Here is a 21,396-nt window from a genome sequence, read left to right on the forward strand (position 1 = left end):
TTTGACTCAACTCGCGATATTCCTACTCGACCTGTCCAGAATCACCCAACTTTGAAACTCGTTACCGACCTATCCAAATACAGAAAGACCTGTCCAGTTGGACAGGCCTTTTTTGATCCTATAGATTCTTAATAAACAATCTCACGACATCTGCGCCGCCAATAAAGAGGCCGAGTGATGTACCGAGGTTACATAAAACAATAATGAGTAAGATGCGCGTTACTTTGTTATGCCAGAAGCCTTTCACACTATAGACATCGGTTGAAAGTGTTTCGAAGTCCTTCACACTTGGGCGTCGTAAAAAGGCCTGGACAAAGCCAGCGATCCAGCCTGCGGCAATTAATGGATGCATGACGCCGATTGGTGCTGCAAAAAAAGCAGTTATAATCGTCAGTGGATGACCAAGAGCAATTGCTGCGCCAATCGCTGAAAATGAGCCCGTCCATAAAATTAAGCTTAAGGTTTGCTGCATACCTGCTTCTGGATTAGAAATAAAGGTATAGGCAATGATTGCCACGATTAAAATCGGAATGGACCAACCGAAAATCTTTGGTGCTTTTGATTTTGGTGGAAGCTGAGTAAGCTTCTTTAAATCATGTTCTTTTTTGATTTCTTCCTTGATTCCTGGAACATGCGCCGCTCCTAGTACAGCAACAATTTTTTCTCCTGGAGCATGTTTGATTTTTTGTGCCAGATACTGATCCCGCTCATCAATGAGAGGCGTTTTTAGTTTCGGAAAGCTTGTTGAGAATTCAGTCAGCATCGAATTCAGCATATCCTGGGATTTCATTTTTTCAAGCTCTTCCTCAGATATCGTTTCGTTGCTAAAAATACTATATATAATCGACATTAATAATTTCATTTTACCGCTAAATCCTACGGCATTCCAAATACGGGAGAACGTTATTTGAATGTTGCGGTCTGCTAAAACGAGTTCAGCTCCGACTTCTTTCGCTGACTCGATTCCCTGAAGCATTTCTTGACCGGCATTGATTCCGAACTGGCTTGCCATTCGCTTCTGAAAGGAGGAAATTGCGAGGTTCATGAGAAGTAATGTGGCCTTTTTCTCTTTAATGACCTTAAAAATGTCCATTTCCTTCCATTTGTTGCCTTCAATCATCGCCTGGTATCTTTGTTCGTCAAGCTCAATACAAACCGAATCTGGCTTCTCTGCTTGGATAACTTCTTTAACCTGTTCAGCACTGTGCTTTGAAACGTGTGCTGTCCCGATTAAAATGAATTCCTTACCATCTAATTCAATCCTCGTAATATTTTCTTCAGACATAGTAGACCTTCCTTATACATGCTCAATTTGTGTATATCTTTAATATTAAACTACAATGGCATATATTTGAATTCTTTTATTAAATAAAACCGATCAAAGTGTTGAAAACGTATATTTAATGTGTAAATGATATACGAAACGAGTAGCTCATTGAAAATGCGGGTGATATTAGATGATTAAGATCTTCCAGATTAAGCGGCATCTACCAATCAAAAAAATAAAAGGACCGAAGCTTTAATAGCTCCGGCCCCTTTCTTTTTATCCAGGGAATGACTTATCATCTTTAACGAGAGAACCTGATGGGTTATCCTCATGAACATAATCATTCACCCAGTAATCTGCATTTTTAATTCCGAGCTTTTCTGGATTAAAGACGGGATCGAGTCCTGCCTTACGTTGCCGTTCGTAATCCTTCAAGGTAACCAATGCCGGTTTTGCTAAAATAAGAATCGCAATAACGTTCAGCCAAACCATTAATCCTAACCCGATATCTCCGAATGCCCATGCAAGCTTTGCCTCATTTACCGTTCCGTAAGTCATGGATGCTAATAACACAACTTTTAGGATAAACATGGCTACCCTATTGTCCCTTTTTCTAATTAAATAGGCGATATTGGTTTCAGCCATATAGTAATAAGCCATAATCGTCGTGAAGGCAAAGAAGAATAACGCAATTGCTGTAAATCCTGCACCAAATCCAGGCAGTGCAGTTTCAACCGCCGCCTGAGTATAAGCTGGTCCTGCCTCAACTGTTTCACCTAAATTGTTTACAATAAAGGTTTTATCTGGTGCTTCCACATTGTACATGCCTGTAAATAAAATCATAAATGCTGTCGCGGAGCAAACTAATAAGGTATCAATATAAATCGAAGCTGCTTGAACGAGACCTTGCTTTGCAGGGTGGGATACCTCTGCCGCTGCAGCAGCATGTGGACCAGTACCTTGCCCAGCCTCGTTTGAATAAATACCGCGCTTTACCCCCCAGGAAACGGCCAGACCTATAATTCCACCAAAAGCTTGCTCTGCTCCAAAAGCACTCTTAAAAATTAAAGCAAATACAGCTGGCAGCTCCGAGATATTCATAATCATGATAATAATGGCCATGATGATATAACCGAGAGCCATAAATGGGACAACATACTGTGCAACTGTCGCAATACGTTTTACCCCACCGAAAATAATACTGCCAATTAATAAAATAAGAATAATCGCCGTAACCCATTTATTTAACCCAAATGCATTATCTAATCCAACTGCAATCGAGTTTGATTGGATACCAGGCATAAGGAATGCCATTGCCAAAATAGTGGCTAAAGCAAATAAAACACCATACCATTTCCAGCCGATTCCTTTTTCTATGTAGTATGCTGGTCCCCCTCGGTATTGTCCATCCTGCTTCTCTTTATAAATTTGAGCTAATGTTGACTCAATAAAAGATGTGGCGGCTCCAATAAAAGCAATTGCCCACATCCAAAAAACGGCTCCAGGTCCACCAAATGCGATTGCCGTCGCTGTACCTGCAATATTCCCTGTACCCACACGCCCTGAGAGTGCTATAGACAGCGCCTGGAACGAGGAAACTCCAGCTTCTGAACTTTTTCCTTTGAACATTTGAAGAGTCATGTCCTTAATATGCCGTACTTGTAAAAAGCGAGTCAAGATTGAAAATAAAAGTCCAACAATAATCATTCCATAAATCATGACCGGGCTCCAAAGTATCCCATTAATCCAATCTGCAAAAGCCTGCACAAACATTCCTCCTTTTGGATTTTAGAAAATTTAGTATATTAAGAATTATAGTCCATTCATATAGACAACTCAATATTATTGTTGTATAACAGTCATTCATTCGATTTAAAAAAGAAACGATCTCCATTTAAATATATGGAAATCGCTCCTCATTAAATACCTTTTATCAATCCCGAAATACCTTTCGATAATAGTCTAACTCTAATATCTTCTCAGAGTAATAGAACTTTTCTTGGACACGCCGAAGTATACTTCGGATATCCCCCTCTTCTAAAGCCACTCCTTCATCTGATGTAAACTCATGGGTGATTGAGTTATATCTTCCTTTATCTGTAATAAAGCTTTGATTTTGAAAGATGACAAGTGGCTCAGCATCTGAGAGGATATCTCTTCCCATTAATAACCTCGAGTCATATTCAAGCCCAAGCAAATTAGAAAGTGTTGGGAGAATATCCAGACTAGATGCAGGTTTTTCAACGACAACTTTTTCCATTCCTTTTGTATAAAGGACAAAGGCATTTTTATAGAGTTCAAAATTTTCCTCAACTATATGACCAGCAAGTTCATCAATTGTTTCCTTCTCAAGCCCGTATGGATAATGGTCAGCACTTAATGCAATCAGGGTGTGTTCCGCAATCCCCTTTTCCTCAAGTGCATCCATCAGTGTTTCCAATGCCCGGTCTAACTCAATTTGTGTTGCCAAATACGCCTTAGCCTGTTCCGAGTATGGAAGGTCATCAACTAGCTGTTTATTTTTATGTGCGATAAAATTCCCCGTAAATGTATATTGCATATGTCCACTAACCGTCATGTAGTACGAATGAAAGGGTTCTTTATCTATATAATTTGGAATTGTTTTTTCAATCATCTCAAGGTCTGATTCTGGCCAGGTTTCTTTTACATCCAATCCATTTCCCAGACCATAATAATCATACCCCATGTTTGGATGTGAAATGTGCCTACCATAATATGTATAGGTATGGTTGTGGTATGCGGTAGTTTTGTATCCTTGTTTCTTCAATTGGTTTCCCATGACAAACGGTAAGAGATTACTTCCCGAATCTCGAAAGCTCCAAACCCTACTTTTCGGAATTAAACTATTTAATGCCACATATTCCCCGTCTGACGTGCTTACGCCCCATATCGGTGTATAAAAATTTGTAAATCGAAAGCCTTCATGGACGAGTTTATAAAGAGTTGGTGTTACATCCCTTTGAACAGCATATGGCGAAAAACCTTCAGCCGTAATCAGGATAAGGTTATATCCCTTGTATTTGCCGGTGTACTCATTTTTCTTAGTGGGTTCTACCGAAGCAAAATAACGATTCATATTTAGGATTTCCTCATCTGCTTCGTTTGCAATTAATTCATCAAAGTCTATTTCTAGTTTGTTATATTCTATGGGCTTTGTTTCTACTTTTTCGGGCGGTATTTTTACAATCGGCTTCCTTTGTGGAATAGGCTTATGACTGGTAATTGGATTAGACGGATTTGGTATCTCCAGTTCAGGAGACCATCCAACAAGCAGTCGTTGAAGATCAATTCTCATCGCTGTAAGAATACCAAATCGCTCAACCGAAAGTACCGGAAGATTGCTATTGTAATATAAGTCATATGCTGAATGGGTTTCCTTCCCGCCTGCATAGATGGTTGCGATTCCCGTAAATTGGAAGAGAATGATGCAGCAAACAACTATTATTCGATTCAACCACCCGATTTTCACAAATGAAATCCGCTTCTTTTTATAGAAGACTAAACCAATAACGGGAAGAAAAAATAAAATAATAAATACAACGTTGTCAATAATCACATTTAATATATCCCGTCTGAATTCCATGATTTGACCTGCATTTCCAAGTGAGTAAATAATATAATACGTTTTAAAAAATTTATAGTAAATAATCTGGGATGCATAAATTAATGAGGACATTCCCAAAAACAAAAGGGCAATAAGAAAATTAACTGCACCATTGAAAAAACTGCAAATGAGAAAAAGGAACAGACATAAGGCAAGCAGGAAAATGATGGACCTTACATAATCAATGGTAAATAAAACTTCAGTAGTAATAATCCTGAAAGTCGTTTCCATAAAGAGAAATGACCCAAAAAAGTAAAATAATAATGACTCTTTCTTCATTATTTCCTTCATTAAAACACCCTTTCCCACAAGGTAAGCACATACTACTTTGGTCGTAATACTACTATTATACTGAAACTTCTTACAACTTAGGTGTGGTTTATTCATTTTTTGCAAATAATGATTTAAATCACGGTATGGTTTTTATTCCTATCTTATAATGGGTATAGATAGATGAAGAAAACATATTAAGGGAGCGATTCACATGAAAAAGGAAATGCTCGATAATTTTATTGAATATAATGAGGAAAGACTTACGAAGCGTATCATTTTTAAAGAAGGTGGCAGCACGGTCTTCGTGTTAAACTTTATGCCAAACCAAATACTGCCTGCCCATAAACACCCTGGCTCAAATGTCTATCTTCATGTTCTTACAGGCGAAGGTACCTTTACAGTTGATGAGCAAGAAGTAAAAGTAAAAAAGAACGATGTGATTGTGGTTAATGGTGAAGAGAGTCTGAGTTTCCTCAATGATGGCTCTGAGAATGTGAGTCTGTATGTTACACTTACTAAAATTCCAGATGACCGTTATGCACAAGACGTATAATTAAAAAACGGCCAACACCTAATCGGTTGGCCTTTTTTTCGTTAGTTCATTACCCATTTATCTTTCATAAACATAATTCTGCCAATCACAAAGAAAATGATCATACAAGCGATGTTGCTACCAAATGCAAGTAAAATATGTTCATAGTTAATAATTCCGAACATCAATTCTTTTAATAAAGTAAACAAATTCATTATTGGCACAGCAAAATGATACGTTGTAAGTTCATTGACTCCAACCCCTACTATCATCATTGCAGGGAACATCGCAATCATCATAACTGGACTACTATAACTTCCTGCTTCCTTAATCGTCTTCGCGGCAATGCTTGTAATCATGATTAATGATGCCGTGAATGCAGCATAGATAATTGAAAGTAAAATCCCGATTCCGATGATTAAATAAGCGTTATCTCCAAATGAAACAGCATTTTTAAGATTTTCAGTTAACAAACTAATCTCCAATGCAACGACACCTAATGTAATAATGCCTATCACTGACCCAATTGTGGCAATCGTTAACCATTTTGCGAATAGCAAGGTCGATCTTTTAACTGGTGTCATTAAGAGAGCTTCCATGGTTTTCTTCTCTTTTTCCCCTGCAAATAAGTCTGCTGCAGAAGGTCCAGACCCAACCCCAATTGCAATTGATAAGATTAAGGGAATTAAAAATGCAAGCATTTCCACATTTGGATCCTCATTTGTCAGCTCAATTTGTTCAATTGCAAATGGCTGCATAACAGATGGATTCACTCCGTCTTCCTGAAGATTCTCAGCAACAACTGTTTTTTCAAAAACCGCTAAAGCACTCATGATAATCGCATTTAATTGAGTAGACTTTTGACTAAATGAATCCCCAATCAGCGTAACTGAAGCTTCTTCCCCATTTTGAGTAGCCTCAATGAAGTTTGGTGTGAATTGTAATCCGCCCTGTGCATCCCCGTCTTGAATGGATTGTTCCAGATTGGAAGATTTGATAAGGTCTACATTCTCTACTCCTGAAAAGATTCGTTCTGCTTCATTCATGGAAGACTCTTCGATTGCAAGCTGATACGTTTCGCCTTCCCCATCTGAAATCATATTTTCATAGAAAAACGTCATTCCGGACATCATAATAATCGGTAATAAGACAGTAAGTATGAGTGTCCGACGATCTCTAAAGCAATCTTTTAATTCCTTAATATATATTTTACGAAGCATATGTTTTGTTCCCCCTCACTAGTTTACTCATGAATATATAGTTCAAATCTTGGCTTCCTTCTGAGTGATAAAGTTCTTCTAAATCCCCATTATAGACAAGCTCACCCTTATGCATCATGGCAACGGAATCACAAAGCATGGAAACCTCTTCCATGATATGGCTTGAGAATATGATTGTCTTTCCATCACGTTTCAGCTGGTGAACGAGCTGTCTAAACACATTTGATGAGGTAATATCTAAGCCTGTCGTTGGTTCATCAAAAAGAATGATTTCTGGATTATGAATCAGCGTTCTTGCAATCGCCACCTTCTGTCTCATTCCTTTAGAGAATCCTCCTACCTTTCGATTCAGGTAATCTCTCATACCAAACATCCTGGCTAATTCATCAATTCTTACTTTTGTTTCATGCTTGCTTAATCCATAAAGAGTTGCAAAGTATTCTAGATTCTCGCGAGCAGTAAGCCGATCATACAATCCGGTTTCACCACCGAATAAAACACCGATTCTCTTTTTTACCTCTTCTGGATTTTTCTGTGTATCATACCCTGCTACTTTTACGTTACCTTCTGTAGGAGTTAATAGAGTTGCAATGGTACGAAGGAGAGTTGTTTTTCCCGCCCCGTTTTCCCCTAATAATCCAACCACTTGCCCTTTTTCCACCGTAAATCTCACATGCTTTAATGCAGTTATAGAAGTCTTTTTATCTTTGAATCTTTTTGTCACTTCATTGATTTCGATCATTTTTTCCACCTCGTCTTGTTCTTATGTCTTTATCATAGCCATCCCCCTTTAGAAAATCTCTAGTTATGTCGCGAATATGCCTTTTTTTGTCGCGAAAAGGGCAATTACACCTATAAAGATGGTAAAATAGAAAGATACTATATTTGGAAATTCGATATTCCTTTGTGAGGTCGATTGTTATATGAAGGTTGGTCTTGTAGATGACCGTTTGATTGATTTGGATAAGTTAAAGGCAATTGTGGGTGGTATTTCAGATGTTGAGATTGTCTTCTCTACCTTATCTGCCGAGGAAGCCTATGAGCAAATAAAAAAAGAAGAAATTGATTTGTTGATCGCTGACATCGAGATGCCAAATTTATCGGGGTATGAGCTTGCCGATATTATTCACTCTCATGCGCTTAATATTTCCGTGATTTTTGTAACAGGAAATAGCGGCTATGCCGTCCATGCCTTTGAACTGAATGTGCATGACTATATTATGAAGCCCTACCCTAAGGAACGGTTAGTAAAATCAATTGAGCGCTTGCTTGAAAAAACAAAATCAGCTGAAATTCATGGAAGACTTTACTTAAAACAAAAAAATGAAATACATATTCTTCAGAAAAAGGACATTATTTTTATCGAACGTTCAGGCCGTTCGACGACCATTTATACAAAAACCGGACCGATTAAAACCTACCAAACCCTCAATGAACTGGAGGGGGAATTGCGGGAACGAGACTTCATTCGGTCACACAGGTCGTTTATCATCAATATTCATTATGTAAAAAACTTCTCGCTCTATGCGAAAAATTCGTATATCGTCACGTTCGAAGGTATCGAAGAACAAGCCATGATCACAAAAGAAAAAGTAGACTTTTTACAACAATATTATTTTTAAGGTGGCGTAACGTGAATCATGCTATATTGGGGAATCATCACGGTATTAGCGGTTTTATGTCTTTATTTGTTTTTATCACGATTTACTCTTTCAAAAAAAGTAAAAACCTTAATGGAAGAGACGAAGCATTTTGACGAGCAGCGCGCTCAATTTAATGAAACGTTTCGTGTTGTTCGAAGTGAACGCCATGACTTTTTAAAGCATGTATCTGCAGTTCATTTTATGCTTGAAACTGAAAAACACAAGGAAGCCAAACACTATTTAGATGAGTTGGTTGAAGGATATAAGGAAACAAACCTTTCCATTAAAGGAGAACGAGGCGTGGTGGCGGGTATTCTTCATCAAATGTATCGCAAAGCAAAAGCACTTGATATTGAAGTTGTGTATGATTTTGATGTGCCGCTTTCTACGCTGCCATTATCTGACCAGCAAATCGTTACGCTTATCGGAAATCTCTTATCAAATAGCATCGATGCTTGTGAGGAGTGGCAAAACAATCATCATAAACAAGCCTTTCTAACCGTCCAATTTTATAAGCGAAGTGGTTTGTATATTTTACAATGTAAAAATAACTCTCTTCCCATTCCAGCGAAAATTCTTGATCAGTTATTTGTGAACTACGGAAAATCGACGAAAGGTGAAGGTCACGAGGGCCTTGGTACAAAGCTCATCCATGATGTCGTCAAGGAGGCAAACGGTTTTTTAGATTTCGTACATAAGGACGAGGAATTTGCGATTAAAATTAAAATACCTGCAATAAGAGGAAAGTAAAAGGAGAAATCCATTTGAGTGGATCTCTCCTTTTTTTTAATTCTTTGCTAATTCAGGTTTAACGTTTCTTGATTTACTTTTTCCTGTAATATCCTCTTCCTGTTTTGCACGTTTGATAAAGAAGGCAAGGATTAGAGCAACGAAAATGAGGAAGGTTGACACGAAAAATGTGAAATTAATTCCATCAAGCATGCCTGTTAATTGAATTTCAGCCATTTGTGCTTGAGTTGGTTGACCTTGAAAATTCTTCATTAGATTTGCTATAGATGATTCTTCTTTAAGTGACATGAGCGTAATTAAAAATCCTGTTCCAATCGCTGCCGAAACCTGGTTCAACGTATTGTTCACTGCCGTACCATGCGGGTAAAGATTACGCGGCAGTTGGTTCAAACCATTTGTTGAAACTGGCATAAAGACCATGGACATTCCAAACATTCTCACCGCATGTAAAACGACTAGATACATATAAGTAGTTTCAAATGTTAGTTGGCTAAACAGATAGGTTGTCACTGTTGTAATGGACAATCCAATCATGGCCAAAATACGGCCACCAAATTTATCAAATAATCTTCCATTAATAGGTGACATGATTGCATTTAAGATTGCTCCTGGCAGAAGCATAAGTCCTGTCTCCATAGGTGAAATCCCTAAAATGGTTTGCGCATAAATCGGCAAAAGTAAAAAACCGGAAAACATCGCCATGTTGACAACCATCGTAATCACCGATGCTAGTGTAAACATAGGGTAACGGTAAACACCAAAATTTAGCATTGGAATATCCAACTTTGATTGACGGATAATAAACCAAGTTAATGAGATGATTCCAATGATAATGGTTCCGTAAACAAATGGACTGCCCCATCCCATGTTACCTGCAGAACTGAAACCATATAATAAGCCACCAAATCCTATACTTGATAAAACCAATGAGAAAAAGTCTAGTCTGAGCGATATTTTTTCCTTCTTATCCTTCAGCATGATAAATCCAAGAATAAATACGACTGCAGCAATTGGTGTTATGAAATGGAATAGCATTCTCCAGTCATAATGTTCTATAATCCAGCCTGATAAAGTTGGACCGATGGCTGGTGCGAACATTAGGATTAGTCCGAATACCCCCATCGCAGTTCCCCTTTTTTCAACTGGGAAACTTACTAACATTACGTTCATCAAAAGAGGCATCATGATCGCGGACCCAGATGCTTGAATCATACGACCCGCTAGCAGGATTGAAAAAACATGAGCCGTACCGGAGAGAATTGTACCGATTGTAAACAATCCCATGGCCACTAAGAATAAGCGGCGAACCGTATATTTTTCAATCAAAAATGCCGTCGTCGGAATTAGGATTCCATTGACTAGCATGAAGCCCGTCGTCAACCATTGTACGGTTGAAGGATCAACCTTTAATTCTGTCATAATGGAAGGCAACGCAATATTAAGTAAAGTATTATTTAAAAATGAAATAAAGGCTCCCACCATTAAGACGGTAAGAATACCGTAATTAGGGCGGATATGTTTGTCGGAAAAATCCATTCCTATTCCCCCTTTTGGACGCACAGTTCATTTTTTATACCAACCGTTTTATGTAGGCATAAGCTATATTATATCATGGTTCTTTAGATTGCAATGAAATTATGTTTTCAGTTGATTTTTTAAAACATACTAAGGTTATATGTTCTCGACAGTAGCTCCAGTAGTCTTATTCCTGCGATACTATTTCCTTTCTCATCAAGGGCTGGACCAAATATTCCGATTCCAAATTTGCCTGGTACAGCTCCCATGATGCCCCCGGATACCCCACTTTTGGCGGGGATGCCAATTTTTATCGCAAACTCTCCAGAGGCATTGTACATACCGCATGTCACCATGAAGGTTTTACAAATGCGTGCTATTTTCATGGGCATGATTTGTTTTCCTGTTTGTGGATCCATTCCGTCTAATGCAAAAACGAGTCCAATCCTTGATAAATCAAGGCAATTCATTTCAATTGAACATTGCTTTGTATAAAGATCCATTAACTCCTCAACATCCCCTTCGATGATCTGATGTTGCTTTAAGAAGTAGCATAAGGCTCGATTGAGATCTGCTGTTTCAAATTCAGAGCGTGCAATTTCTTCATTATATTGAATGGTGTCATTACCCGCTAATTCTCGAATAAAGGTTAGTAGTCTTTGAAACCTGTCTTCGACTGAATTTCCTTTTATCATATGGGTTACAGCAAGTGCCCCCGCATTAATCATCGGGTTCAATGGCTTGGATGGCGCCATCGATTCTAACTTTGCAATCGAATTAAACGGGTCTCCAGTAGGTTCCATTCCAACTCGCTCAAAGACATACTCTTTACTTCTGTCCATTAGGACGAGGGCAAGCGTAATGACTTTTGAGATACTTTGCAAGGAGATTTTCCTTTCAATGTCCCCTGCAGAATAGCAGCGCCCATCAGGATAGTTGATCGCAATCGAAAGGTCGTTGGGGTTCGCTTTTCCAAGTGCAGGTATATAGTCTGCTACACGTCCCTGTTTCGCAATTGGACGCGCTTCTTTTACCAATTCTTTTAACTCATCGCTTGATTGACAAGGCATATTCATCACCAATTGTAGTATTTACTAAAGGGAAATTTACTATTTATAAATGTTTTATATCGTGTTGGAAGGAGAAAAAATATGGATTCGATTCAGAAAAGTAGTGGAATCGTACCATCATATTTCTACATTCAATCTTATGAAGGGACGATTATTGTCTAATTATACCTTCACTCTTCTACCTTCAACGGGATAATGGTACAATTACCGCCTAATCGTACCTTCACTCGTCTAATTTCAACGGGATGATGGTACAATTACCGCCTAATCATAGCTTCACTCCTCTACTTCCAAACAAACGAGGGGACGATACTGGCCAATCATATACTCTCCCGTTTATTTTTCAGAAATAAAATAGCCCATCCCCAGGAATGGGAAGGGCCACTGTTAACTGCTCAGCGCTAGATGCTGATAGGCAATATCCATATTGTTTTTTAGTTCTCCGGGATTGTCGTGGTAGACGACCTTACCTTTACTTAAAATGTACACATCATCTGCGATCCGTAATGCGGTTGAGATATTTTGTTCAACTAATAACATCGACATTCCGGACTCTTTTAATTTTAAAAGAACATCCATTACTTCTCCAACCATTAATGGGGATAGTCCCTCTGTCGGCTCATCAAGTAGAAGGATTTTCGGATTTCTCATCAATGCTCGACCAATGGATAGCATTGACTGTTCTCCACCACTAAGGGTTCCTGCATGTGACTTTTCACGTTCCTTTAACCGTGGAAAATAGTGATAGATTTTCTCCAGATTCCAATCGCCTTTTTTCGAATTGGCGAAAACATTAAGATTCTCTGTCACCGTTAGATTCGGGAAGATTCTTCTTCCCTGTGGGACAATTCCAATTCCCTTTTTTGCAATTTGGTGACTTTGAAGGGAGGCCATATTTTGGCCCTCAAAGAGGATTTCCCCCTGTACTTTCTTTACAAAACCAATAATGGAATGCATCGTCGTTGTTTTCCCCATGCCATTTCTTCCTAGCAAGGTTACAACCTGTCCTTCCTTCACCTCAAGATTTACACCATGAAGAATATGACTGGATCCGTAGAAGCTATTAACATCTTTTAGCTTAAGCATGTGCAGCCTCCTCCCTGCCTAGGTAAATTTCCTTAACCTCTTCATTTTCACGAACCGCTTCTGGTGTGCCGTCGGCAATTAGTTTTCCAGTGTGAAGGACAATCACTCTGTCCATGTTGCCGAATAACACGTCAATATCATGTTCAATCATACAGATGGTTACTTCTTTTGGAAGCTTATTAATCAGAGCAATAATTTGGTCGGTTTCAACCTGAGACATACCTGCAGTTGGCTCATCTAAAAGGAGAAGTTTTGGTTTTCCGGCAATCGCCATGACAATCTCAATTTGTCTTTGAACCCCATAGGAGAGCTCTTGTACCTTCATATCACTATATTGTTCAAGGTTCCATTCTTGTAAAAGTGCATCTGTTTCTTCATGCAGGGCACGGTAGTTTTTAAGACTGACACTCTTCCACCAATGGGTATGTTCTTTCCTCATTTTTTGTAAGACGAGAAGGACATTCTCCTTTACCGTTAACCCAAACATCAGATTGTTTTTTTGGAAGGTCCGAACGATTCCATTCTCCGTTCGTTTATAATTAGGAACCTTCGTAATATCCTGGTCATAATACGTAATTGTCCCCCCACTAGGGTTCAAGTCTCCAGCAATCATATTAAAAAAGGTTGTTTTCCCGGCACCATTTGGCCCTATTAATCCAACACGTTCGCCAACAGATACCTCTAATGTAATATCTTCAATTACCTTTAACCCACCAAAATGCTTTGATAAATGTTGAATCGAAAGAATTGTCGTCATCACAGCACCCCCTATCCGTTGATTTTTGATTGTTGTTTAATCGGTTCAATCGCGCTCTCTATATATTCTTCTTTTACTGGTTGAGGCTTTGTTTTAAACAAGCTTTGCGATAACTTCGAGAACAGCCCTGCAATGCCTGTTGGAGCAAAGATTGTAAAAAGAATGAAGGCTGTACCAATGATCATCATCCAGCTTTCGGTATAAGAGCTAATAATTGTCTCCAATATCACAATAAATGCCGCTCCAATTACAGGGCCCCAAAGCGTACCAGAACCTCCGACTAATACCATGATTAATACCGATCCTGATACTGTCCAGTACACATCTGTTGGAGCAACGAAGCCGTTGAAGAATACATATAGCCCCCCCGCTAATCCACCTAAAGTACCGGCAATCAAAAAGCTAATGTTTTTATAAAAGGTTGTGTTATATCCAATTGACTTCATTCGATCTTCATTCTCTTTGATTCCAATAAAGACATATCCTAGCGGGGAATGAAGAAGTCGGTTAATGACAATAACGACGATCGTAAAAACGACCAAAGTAAAATAGTAGATAAACACTTGATTAGATAGGAAAAAGTCACCAAATACACTTGGAGCAGGAATTCCTGATAACCCATTTGATCCGCCTGTTACATCCGTCCATTGGTAGATAACCGAATACACCATTTGTGAACAAGCAAGTGTTAGCATTAAAAAGTAAAAGCCGTGGGCTTTCGTAGACACAAAGCCAATCAATATGGCTAGTAGGAACGCGATTACCATTCCTATTACAAGAGTGAGAAACACATTTGTAGACAGGTGACTAGCTGCAAGTCCTGTTGCATAAGCACCAGCACCGAAAAAAGCGGCATGCCCTAGTGAGACCAACCCAGTTTGACCGACTAGGATATTAAGGCTAATCGCGAATATCCCAAAAATTAAAATTTCCGTAAAAATGTTTACGTAATAGAGAGAAACGAAAAATGGAGCAGCGACCATCAATATAAATAATAAACTCCCTTTGATCCACTGTTTGCCCATTTATGCCCTCCTTCCTATCAATCCTTGCGGACGGATAATTAATACTGCAGCCATTAATGCAAACGTAATGATTAAACTTAATTCGGGTACATAGAAACGACTAAATGTTTCAACCATCCCTACTAATAGACTCGCTGCAATCGTCCCCGATACAGATCCAAGTCCTCCTACAACTAGGACGACGAGCGATAAAATTAGAATATTAAACTCCATTCCCGGGGCGACCCCAAGTATCGGTGAACCAAGTACGCCTCCAATCCCAGCCAAAAAGCTTCCAAAGAAAAAGACGAGTGTAAAGACAAGATGAATATTAACGCCTAGTCCACCAACCATCTCTTTATCTGATAATCCTGCCCGGATTACTGCACCCCATTTTGTTTTTTCCTGTGTATACCAAAGAACAAATGCAATGATGATTCCTACTAGAATTAAGGCGAGTCGATAAGACGGAATCATATTCCCCATCACTTCAACAGATTGGCTCAGAAAAGTTGGGGGTGTGACGGTCATAATATTTTTACCCCATATAATGGAGAAAAGGTCATGGAAGATGTAAGCAAGACCAAAGGTTAACAATACCTGCGAGAGATGACCTAGCTTATAGGTAGGTCGAAGTAGCACCACCTCTAGAATCAATCCAATGATGGCAATGATAAAAGGCACAACTAAGAGAGCAACCCAAAATGGCAGCCCTGATTTCACCACAATTGAATATCCAATATACGATCCTAATAAATATAAGGAACCATGTGCTAAGTTTAATACCCCTAAAATACCGAAAACGAGACTAATCCCACATGTAATAATGAAAAGGAGAAACCCGTAGCTAAGTGCGTTCATCAATTGCAAAACGAATGTATCCATATTACCTCCCCCTATGAGTTGAAAGAAAGAGGCAACAAATGAAACTTGCCTCTTTCATCATTCGTATTTACCTATTTTCCTGGGTCTACAACTTCTGGTACTGTATCAATTACTTTATTTTCTGTCTTGTCACCGTCTAGATACGTTTCAACGATATATAGGTTTTGAATAATTTGATGTGTTTCTTGGTCAAACTTGATTGGACCTCTTGGACTATTAAGCTCAACCTTTGAGATTTCCTCAACTAGCTTATCAGGGTCTGAAACATCTCCATTTAATGCCTCAATAGCCTTTGCCATGATTGCTGCTGCATCATAGCCTTCAGCAGATTCAATACTTGGTCTAGCATTGTACTTTGCTTCATACGCTTCAACGAACTTCTTATTTTCAGGAGTATCTAAGCTATAATCCCAGAAGATCGATGCGATAATTCCTTCAGGGGCTGTGCCTTGCTGCGGACGGGTATCCTCAGCTGTAAGCCATCCAGAACCAATTAAAGGAATTTTACCTTTTAATCCATATTGCTCATACTGTTGAACAAAGCGGATTGCATCTGTCCCAGCAAAAAATGCGTATATTCCATCAATGTCATCACGATTCATTTTTGCTAGATACGAAGAGAAGTCGTTATTCCCTAGTGGAGCAAATACTTCCTCGACAATTTCCCCACCTGCTGCTGTATATGCATCTTTAAATGCTGCTGTAGCTTCATGACCGAATGCATAGTCAGCGGCTGTTAAATAGATTTTTCCACCAATATTGTCATAGGCCCATTGCCCCATTGAATGCCCAATCTGGTAGGAAGAGAAAGATGAACGCCAGATATAATCACTGCGCTTTGATCTTGTTAAGTCATTACCACCTGCATGTGATACAAGGAATGGTAATTTGTTCTTATCAACTTCATCTCGAATTGCATAAGCAACGGCAGTACTGATTGGACCTGTTAAAATATCAATTTTGTCCTGTTCCATTAATTTACGAAGCTTACGTAATGAAACTTGAGGGTCTGCCTCTGTGTCTTCATGCACTATTTCGATCTTCTTACCGGCAACTTCCCAGCCAATTTCCTCAAAATAGAGTTCCATGCCATTCTTCACATTTTCACCAAGTGATGCGTACACACCTGTTGCTGGTAATAAAGCACCAATTTTAATTGGTTCATCACTTGTAGAATCGGTAGTGGTTGGTTTCTCACTTTCTTCTTTTTTATTATTATCACTGGTTGTACTAATTGCTCCTGAGCTACATGCCGAAAGTAATAGAACAAACGCCAACATGATCAACCAATTTCTCTTTACTAGTTTCATGGTAAACCTCCCTTTTTTTAAAAACATCATTTGACCCTCTTTGGTGGAAATCACGCAAACTAAAAATTAACGATGGACCCCCTTCCTCACTTTCTAATATTCTGAATATTATTATAGTTATTACTATTAGAATATTCAATACATATTTTAAACTTTCATAAAAAAAACGTAATAAATTTTTCCCGAAATTAGCGCAAAAAAAATGGAGGAGGGATGGAATAAAGGCCTGACAAACGTCAGGCTTCCATTCCAACGCGACCTCAAAACAATCGTTATATTTAGCAATTATTGCTCTGTTTGGCGATTCAGATTACTTTATTTCGAACGGGATCATTGCCTTTTTAATATATTACGTATATTTTTCCACCGTATATGAAACATTTAATTATTGTCTTAATTTAAAACGCTGCATCTTACCAGAAGCCGTCTTTGGCAACTCATCCATGAACTCTATAATTCTAGGATACTTATACGGTGCTAGATTTGATTTGACATAGCTTTTTAGTTCAGCTTTCAATTCCTCTGATGGGGTAATACCCTCCTTCAGAACAATACAAGCCTTTGGAAGATCTAGATTATCTTCTGTCTTCACACCGATTACCGCAACCTCAAGTACGGACTCGTGCTTAAGTAAGGTTGCTTCTATTTCAACAGGTGAAACCCATATTCCCCCGACCTTAAGCATGTCATCCGTTCGTCCTGAATACCAAAAATACCCCTGTTCGTCCCGATAATATTTATCGCCTGTGTACATCCATTCACCGTGGAACTTCTTCTGATTCTCAGCGATATTAGCCCAGTATCCTCCAGTCAGACTCTCACCTTTAATGACTAAGTCACCAACCTCATTTGGCCCGACTTCATTGCCTTCGTCATTTACAATTTTCGCTTCATAGCCAGGGACTGGTTTCCCTGTACTGCCAGGTCGTACATCTCCAGCCCGATTGGAAATAAAGATATGTAAGGCCTCTGTTAATCCAATGCCATCTAAAATATCAAGATTAAAAAGTTGCTTCCATTTATTCACGAATGTATCAGGAAGTGCCTCACCAGCGGATACACAAACTCTCACAGATGATAGGTCCGGAATTTTACCAGTTCGCTCTACATAATTAATCAAACTACCATAAAGCGTTGGAACACCAAAAAAGATCGTTGGTTTTGTCTTTTCAATGGTTTCATACACTTTATCAGGCGTCGGTCGATCTTTTAATAGAACCGTTGTACCTCCGGCTCCTAATGGAAAATACATTCCGTTTCCTAGCCCATATGCAAAGAAGAGCTTTGAAGCAGAAAAGGTAATATCATTTTCATTTATTCCTAAAACTTTTTTCCCATACGTGTTATATGCGGCTTCCATGCTTCGTTGGTGGTGAATAACACCTTTTGGATTTCCTGTACTCCCAGAACTATATAACCAAAATGCTGGATCATCCTTCACTGACATGAATGACTCAAGCTGTGTTGACTTATTATGGATAAGTTCATGGAAATCAATTTCATTTGCATCTACGGATGTGTTTTCTGTGACGACTATAACATGTTGAAGAAAGACAAATCGGTCTCTATTTGCCTTGATTTTGCTCCAAAGATCCTCGTGAACGACAAGCACCTTTGAGCGACTGTGGTTTAATAGATATTCATAATCTTGAGGCTGTAACATGGTGTTAGTTGGGATTGGAAGAGCACCAATTTTTACCGCACCGAAAAAGGATACAATATTCTCAGCAGTATCATGCATTACCATTAACATGCGGTTTTCATTTTGAACACCTAACTCTTTGAGAGCGTTTCCAAATTGGTTAACACGATTAAGAAGCTCTTGATAAGTGACTTGTTCGTCTCCACTTAAAATCGCTACTTTTTCTCCTCGTCCATTTCGTACATTTTCTTCAATAAATCTGTCGGCAGCATTGTACTTCGTTGCGATTCCTTTTAAATCCGAAGCTACTTTTATCACATTCTTCCTCCTTACCTATCTTATGGGATAGTAAAAATTTCAGATAGTGGAGGTACATGTATACCTCCACCTTTTTTCGGAGTCTATCGTAGATGATAATGATATAAGCACTGTACCAATAGTGTAAATTAGCCGTAATAATGTATGAAGATGATTAATTTACTTACCAGTCCAGTTTGGCTCACGCTTTTCGATAAATGCGCTTAAGCCTTCCTGAGCATCCTGTGAACGGAATAATAGATTTTGAAGCTCACCTTCATAGCGAATTGCTACGTTAAGCGGCATTTCTTTACCATTCATAATCGAAAGCTTAATGTTTGAAGTCGCATAAGTAGCACTGTTGGCGATTTTCTGTGCATATTCCAAAGTCTTTGCTCGTGTTTCTTCTTGAGGGAATACACGATCTACTAACTTAATCGCTAATGCTTCTTGTGGTGATAACGTTTCACCCGTGATATTTAGATCAAGAGCTTTTGAATGCCCAACTTGGCGAGCAAGACGTTGAGTTCCACCTGTTCCTGCTAATACGCCTAAAGAAACTTCTGGAAGTCCGATTTTTCCTGCTTGGTCGCCCATGAATCGCAAGTCACAAGCAAGCGCCATTTCTAATCCACCACCAACTGTATGCCCCTCTAAGCAAGCAATCCAGATTTGTGGAGAACGAGCAATTTTATCCAATGTTTCGTTACAGAACAGACAGAATTGTGTTTTAAAACGTGGCTCTGCTGATTTTAGGAAATTGATATTTGCTCCTGCTGAGAAAAACTTCGGCATGTCACTCATTAAGACAACTACTTTAATATCATTGTCAAAACGAATATCATCAATTGCTGCATTTAATTCTTTGTAATAGTCAAGATCGTAAGAATTTGTTTTGTTTACGTGAATATGAACTTCAGCAATACCATCGGCTTTTTTTACAGTAAGTGTTTTCGTTTCTACATTAATTGACATTTTTACATTCCTCCATTTATTTATTGAAAATTGTTTATACATGCTATATTCTGAAAATATTTAATAGACGTTCTCCATTATACGAGACAACACTCTTTGTTTCTGAATAAAGATCAAGTGTTTCGACACTTAACTCTCTTCCAAATCCTGATTGCTTGTAGCCACCAAATGGTGTTCCAGGGAAGGCTGAGATTGGACAGTTAATCATTACGATTCCAGCACGAAGTCCTTCCGCAACTCGGTGTGCCCTTCCGTGATCCTTCGTCCAAATGGCAGAACCAAGTCCAAAAATAGAATCATTGGATTGTTTCAGTACTTCGTCTTCATCTTTGAATTTCATGATGACGACGACTGGACCAAAGACTTCTTCCTGAGCAATTCTCATATCATTGGTGACATTTCCGATTACGGTTGGCATATACCAATACCCTTTATCAAATTCGCTACCTTCTGGTCTTTTTCCTCCATAAAGAATTTCGCCACCCTCTTCAATGGCTAACTTTACATAGCCATCAACAACTTCTTCATGATCCTTCGAAATCAGAGCCCCCATATGAGTTTCCTTATTAAACGGGTCGCCAACCTTCAGCTGTTTCGCTTTCTCAATAAACTTTTCGACAAACTCATCGTAGATGTTTTCATGCACAAATAACCTTGAACGAGCTTCACAGGATTGACCTGTGTTATAAAAGATTCCATAGATAGAACCCACAACGGCACCCTCAATATCTGCGTCATCAAAGACAATATTAGGAGATTTTCCTCCAAGCTCTAATGTAACCCGCTTTAAAGTTGTTGAAGCCTTCGCCATAATATCCTTTCCTGTTTCCGTCTCCCCTGTAAAGGCAACCTTATCAACACCAGGATGTGTCGTTAAGTATGGACCAATAACAGAACCACTGCCTGTAATGACATTCACTACACCTGCTGGAACTCCTGCCTCATGACAGATATCTGCCAGCATATAAGCGGTAATGGGTGTATGTGATGCAGGCTTAAGGATGACCGGACATCCTGCTGCAATGGCAGGTGCCACCTTCCAAGCAGCCATCATTAATGGGTAATTCCATGGAATGATTTGGGCGCAAACCCCAACCGGCTCTTTTACAGTGTAGTTAAAAAATCCATTTGGAACTGGGTTTGTACGCCCACCAAAGGTTGTGATGGCTCCCGCGTAAAACTCAAAGTCTTCAATTGCCTGACCAATTTGTCCTTTTGCCGCAGCTACCGTTTTTCCACTATTTAATACCTCTGCCTCGACAAGGTCATTGAAACGCTCACGCATGATTTCCGCAATTTTATTCAGAACTCTTGCTCTTCTTGCTTGAGGCATTTTGGGCCATTTTCCATTGTCAAATGCGTTTCTCGCAGCGTCAACCGCACGATCGACATCTTCCTTTGTAGCCTTGGCAACCCTTGCTAGAACTTCTCCAGTTGCTGGGTTATAGGTTTCAAAAAATTCGTGATTGCTGCTATTTGAATATTCTCCGTTAATCAATAGTTGGTACGTCTCTTTTAATTGCACCATAGATGTTGTTTCACTCC

General features: G+C 39.0%; 18 protein-coding genes. 3 read left to right on the forward strand and 15 right to left on the reverse strand.

The features are described from left to right. Positions 1–118: 118 nt before the first annotated feature. From V7138_RS02225 to V7138_RS02235, 3 genes are all read right to left on the reverse strand, one after another. Entirely contained in the window at positions 119–1,285 is a 1,167-nt protein-coding gene (locus V7138_RS02225) for a TraB/GumN family protein (RefSeq protein ID WP_335393852.1), read from the reverse strand. Between the two features lie 258 nt (positions 1,286–1,543). Beyond that, complete coding sequence (locus tag V7138_RS02230) at positions 1,544–2,986, reverse strand: alanine/glycine:cation symporter family protein (protein ID WP_335394029.1); 1,443 nt, start codon at positions 2,984–2,986, stop codon at positions 1,544–1,546. Positions 2,987–3,200: 214 nt separating this feature from the next. Further along, positions 3,201–5,183, reverse strand: a complete 1,983-nt coding sequence (locus V7138_RS02235; protein WP_335393855.1) for an LTA synthase family protein — start codon at positions 5,181–5,183, stop codon at positions 3,201–3,203. Positions 5,184–5,376: 193 nt separating this feature from the next. Between V7138_RS02235 and V7138_RS02240 the strand changes: the two genes are divergently transcribed. Next, positions 5,377–5,718 (forward strand): cupin domain-containing protein, encoded by a 342-nt coding sequence (locus V7138_RS02240; protein WP_335393857.1) that lies wholly within the window; start codon positions 5,377–5,379, stop codon positions 5,716–5,718. Between the two features lie 41 nt (positions 5,719–5,759). Here the strand turns inward: V7138_RS02240 and V7138_RS02245 are convergent, their stop codons facing one another. Together V7138_RS02245 and V7138_RS02250 are read right to left on the reverse strand one after the other, a co-directional pair. Then, positions 5,760–6,917 (reverse strand): ABC transporter permease, encoded by a 1,158-nt coding sequence (locus tag V7138_RS02245; protein WP_335393859.1) that lies wholly within the window; start codon positions 6,915–6,917, stop codon positions 5,760–5,762. After that, a complete protein-coding gene (locus tag V7138_RS02250; protein ID WP_335393862.1) occupies positions 6,907–7,659 on the reverse strand; it encodes an ABC transporter ATP-binding protein in 753 nt (250 codons plus the stop codon). Before V7138_RS02250 ends, V7138_RS02245 begins: the two co-directional genes overlap by 11 nt. A gap of 181 nt (positions 7,660–7,840) precedes the next feature. On the opposite strand from V7138_RS02250, the gene V7138_RS02255 reads away from it, so the two are divergent. Both V7138_RS02255 and V7138_RS02260 read left to right on the forward strand, forming a co-directional pair. Then, a complete protein-coding gene (locus tag V7138_RS02255) occupies positions 7,841–8,539 on the forward strand; it encodes a LytR/AlgR family response regulator transcription factor (RefSeq protein WP_335393864.1) in 699 nt (232 codons plus the stop codon). Between the two features lie 18 nt (positions 8,540–8,557). Then, positions 8,558–9,310: a sensor histidine kinase gene (locus V7138_RS02260; protein ID WP_335393866.1), complete on the forward strand. Its 753-nt coding sequence runs from the start codon at positions 8,558–8,560 to the stop codon at positions 9,308–9,310. Between the two features lie 36 nt (positions 9,311–9,346). On the opposite strand, the gene V7138_RS02265 is transcribed toward V7138_RS02260, so the two are convergent. From V7138_RS02265 to V7138_RS02310, 10 genes are all read right to left on the reverse strand, one after another. Further along, entirely contained in the window at positions 9,347–10,846 is a 1,500-nt protein-coding gene (locus tag V7138_RS02265) for a DHA2 family efflux MFS transporter permease subunit (protein ID WP_335393868.1), read from the reverse strand. Positions 10,847–10,965: 119 nt separating this feature from the next. Further along, positions 10,966–11,895, reverse strand: a complete 930-nt coding sequence (glsA, locus tag V7138_RS02270) for a glutaminase A (RefSeq protein ID WP_335393870.1) — start codon at positions 11,893–11,895, stop codon at positions 10,966–10,968. Positions 11,896–12,282: 387 nt separating this feature from the next. Then, positions 12,283–12,981, reverse strand: coding sequence for an ABC transporter ATP-binding protein (locus V7138_RS02275; protein WP_335393872.1), 699 nt, complete (start codon positions 12,979–12,981; stop codon positions 12,283–12,285). Then, positions 12,974–13,738 carry an ABC transporter ATP-binding protein gene (locus V7138_RS02280; RefSeq protein WP_335393874.1) on the reverse strand — a complete coding sequence of 255 codons (765 nt, stop codon included), beginning with the start codon at positions 13,736–13,738 and terminating at the stop codon, positions 12,974–12,976. The genes V7138_RS02275 and V7138_RS02280 overlap by 8 nt, the downstream gene beginning before the upstream one ends. An 11-nt stretch (positions 13,739–13,749) precedes the next feature. Then, the gene (locus V7138_RS02285) at positions 13,750–14,763 is read right to left on the reverse strand and encodes a branched-chain amino acid ABC transporter permease (protein WP_335393876.1); all 1,014 of its coding nucleotides are present in this window, start codon (positions 14,761–14,763) and stop codon (positions 13,750–13,752) included. Continuing rightward, entirely contained in the window at positions 14,764–15,627 is an 864-nt protein-coding gene (locus V7138_RS02290; protein WP_335393878.1) for a branched-chain amino acid ABC transporter permease, read from the reverse strand. It abuts the gene before it with no gap. Positions 15,628–15,698: 71 nt separating this feature from the next. Beyond that, positions 15,699–16,937, reverse strand: coding sequence for an ABC transporter substrate-binding protein (locus V7138_RS02295; protein ID WP_335393880.1), 1,239 nt, complete (start codon positions 16,935–16,937; stop codon positions 15,699–15,701). 385 nt (positions 16,938–17,322) lie between these two features. After that, positions 17,323–18,897 (reverse strand): benzoate-CoA ligase family protein, encoded by a 1,575-nt coding sequence (locus V7138_RS02300; RefSeq protein WP_335393882.1) that lies wholly within the window; start codon positions 18,895–18,897, stop codon positions 17,323–17,325. Positions 18,898–19,056: 159 nt separating this feature from the next. Continuing rightward, positions 19,057–19,851: an enoyl-CoA hydratase/isomerase family protein gene (locus V7138_RS02305; RefSeq protein ID WP_335393884.1), complete on the reverse strand. Its 795-nt coding sequence runs from the start codon at positions 19,849–19,851 to the stop codon at positions 19,057–19,059. 43 nt (positions 19,852–19,894) lie between these two features. Beyond that, positions 19,895–21,379 (reverse strand): aldehyde dehydrogenase family protein, encoded by a 1,485-nt coding sequence (locus tag V7138_RS02310; RefSeq protein ID WP_335393886.1) that lies wholly within the window; start codon positions 21,377–21,379, stop codon positions 19,895–19,897. Positions 21,380–21,396: the final 17 nt, after the last annotated feature.

The organism is Bacillus sp. JJ1533 (genome assembly GCF_036965045.1).
Lineage (GTDB): Bacteria > Bacillota > Bacilli > Bacillales > Bacillaceae_L > Ferdinandcohnia.

Coding starts and splice junctions, on each gene's coding strand:
- V7138_RS02225 (WP_335393852.1), bottom strand. CDS start 1,285: ATGTCTGAAGAAAATATTACGAGGATTGAATTAGATGGTAAGGAATTC.
- V7138_RS02230 (WP_335394029.1), bottom strand. CDS start 2,986: ATGATTTATGGAATGATTATTGTTGGACTTTTATTTTCAATCTTGACT.
- V7138_RS02235 (WP_335393855.1), bottom strand. CDS start 5,183: ATGAAGGAAATAATGAAGAAAGAGTCATTATTATTTTACTTTTTTGGG.
- V7138_RS02240 (WP_335393857.1), top strand. CDS start 5,377: ATGAAAAAGGAAATGCTCGATAATTTTATTGAATATAATGAGGAAAGA.
- V7138_RS02245 (WP_335393859.1), bottom strand. CDS start 6,917: ATGCTTCGTAAAATATATATTAAGGAATTAAAAGATTGCTTTAGAGAT.
- V7138_RS02250 (WP_335393862.1), bottom strand. CDS start 7,659: ATGATCGAAATCAATGAAGTGACAAAAAGATTCAAAGATAAAAAGACT.
- V7138_RS02255 (WP_335393864.1), top strand. CDS start 7,841: ATGAAGGTTGGTCTTGTAGATGACCGTTTGATTGATTTGGATAAGTTA.
- V7138_RS02260 (WP_335393866.1), top strand. CDS start 8,558: ATGCTATATTGGGGAATCATCACGGTATTAGCGGTTTTATGTCTTTAT.
- V7138_RS02265 (WP_335393868.1), bottom strand. CDS start 10,846: ATGGATTTTTCCGACAAACATATCCGCCCTAATTACGGTATTCTTACC.
- glsA (WP_335393870.1), bottom strand. CDS start 11,895: ATGCCTTGTCAATCAAGCGATGAGTTAAAAGAATTGGTAAAAGAAGCG.
- V7138_RS02275 (WP_335393872.1), bottom strand. CDS start 12,981: ATGCTTAAGCTAAAAGATGTTAATAGCTTCTACGGATCCAGTCATATT.
- V7138_RS02280 (WP_335393874.1), bottom strand. CDS start 13,738: ATGACGACAATTCTTTCGATTCAACATTTATCAAAGCATTTTGGTGGG.
- V7138_RS02285 (WP_335393876.1), bottom strand. CDS start 14,763: ATGGGCAAACAGTGGATCAAAGGGAGTTTATTATTTATATTGATGGTC.
- V7138_RS02290 (WP_335393878.1), bottom strand. CDS start 15,627: ATGGATACATTCGTTTTGCAATTGATGAACGCACTTAGCTACGGGTTT.
- V7138_RS02295 (WP_335393880.1), bottom strand. CDS start 16,937: ATGAAACTAGTAAAGAGAAATTGGTTGATCATGTTGGCGTTTGTTCTA.
- V7138_RS02305 (WP_335393884.1), bottom strand. CDS start 19,851: ATGTCAATTAATGTAGAAACGAAAACACTTACTGTAAAAAAAGCCGAT.
- V7138_RS02310 (WP_335393886.1), bottom strand. CDS start 21,379: ATGGTGCAATTAAAAGAGACGTACCAACTATTGATTAACGGAGAATAT.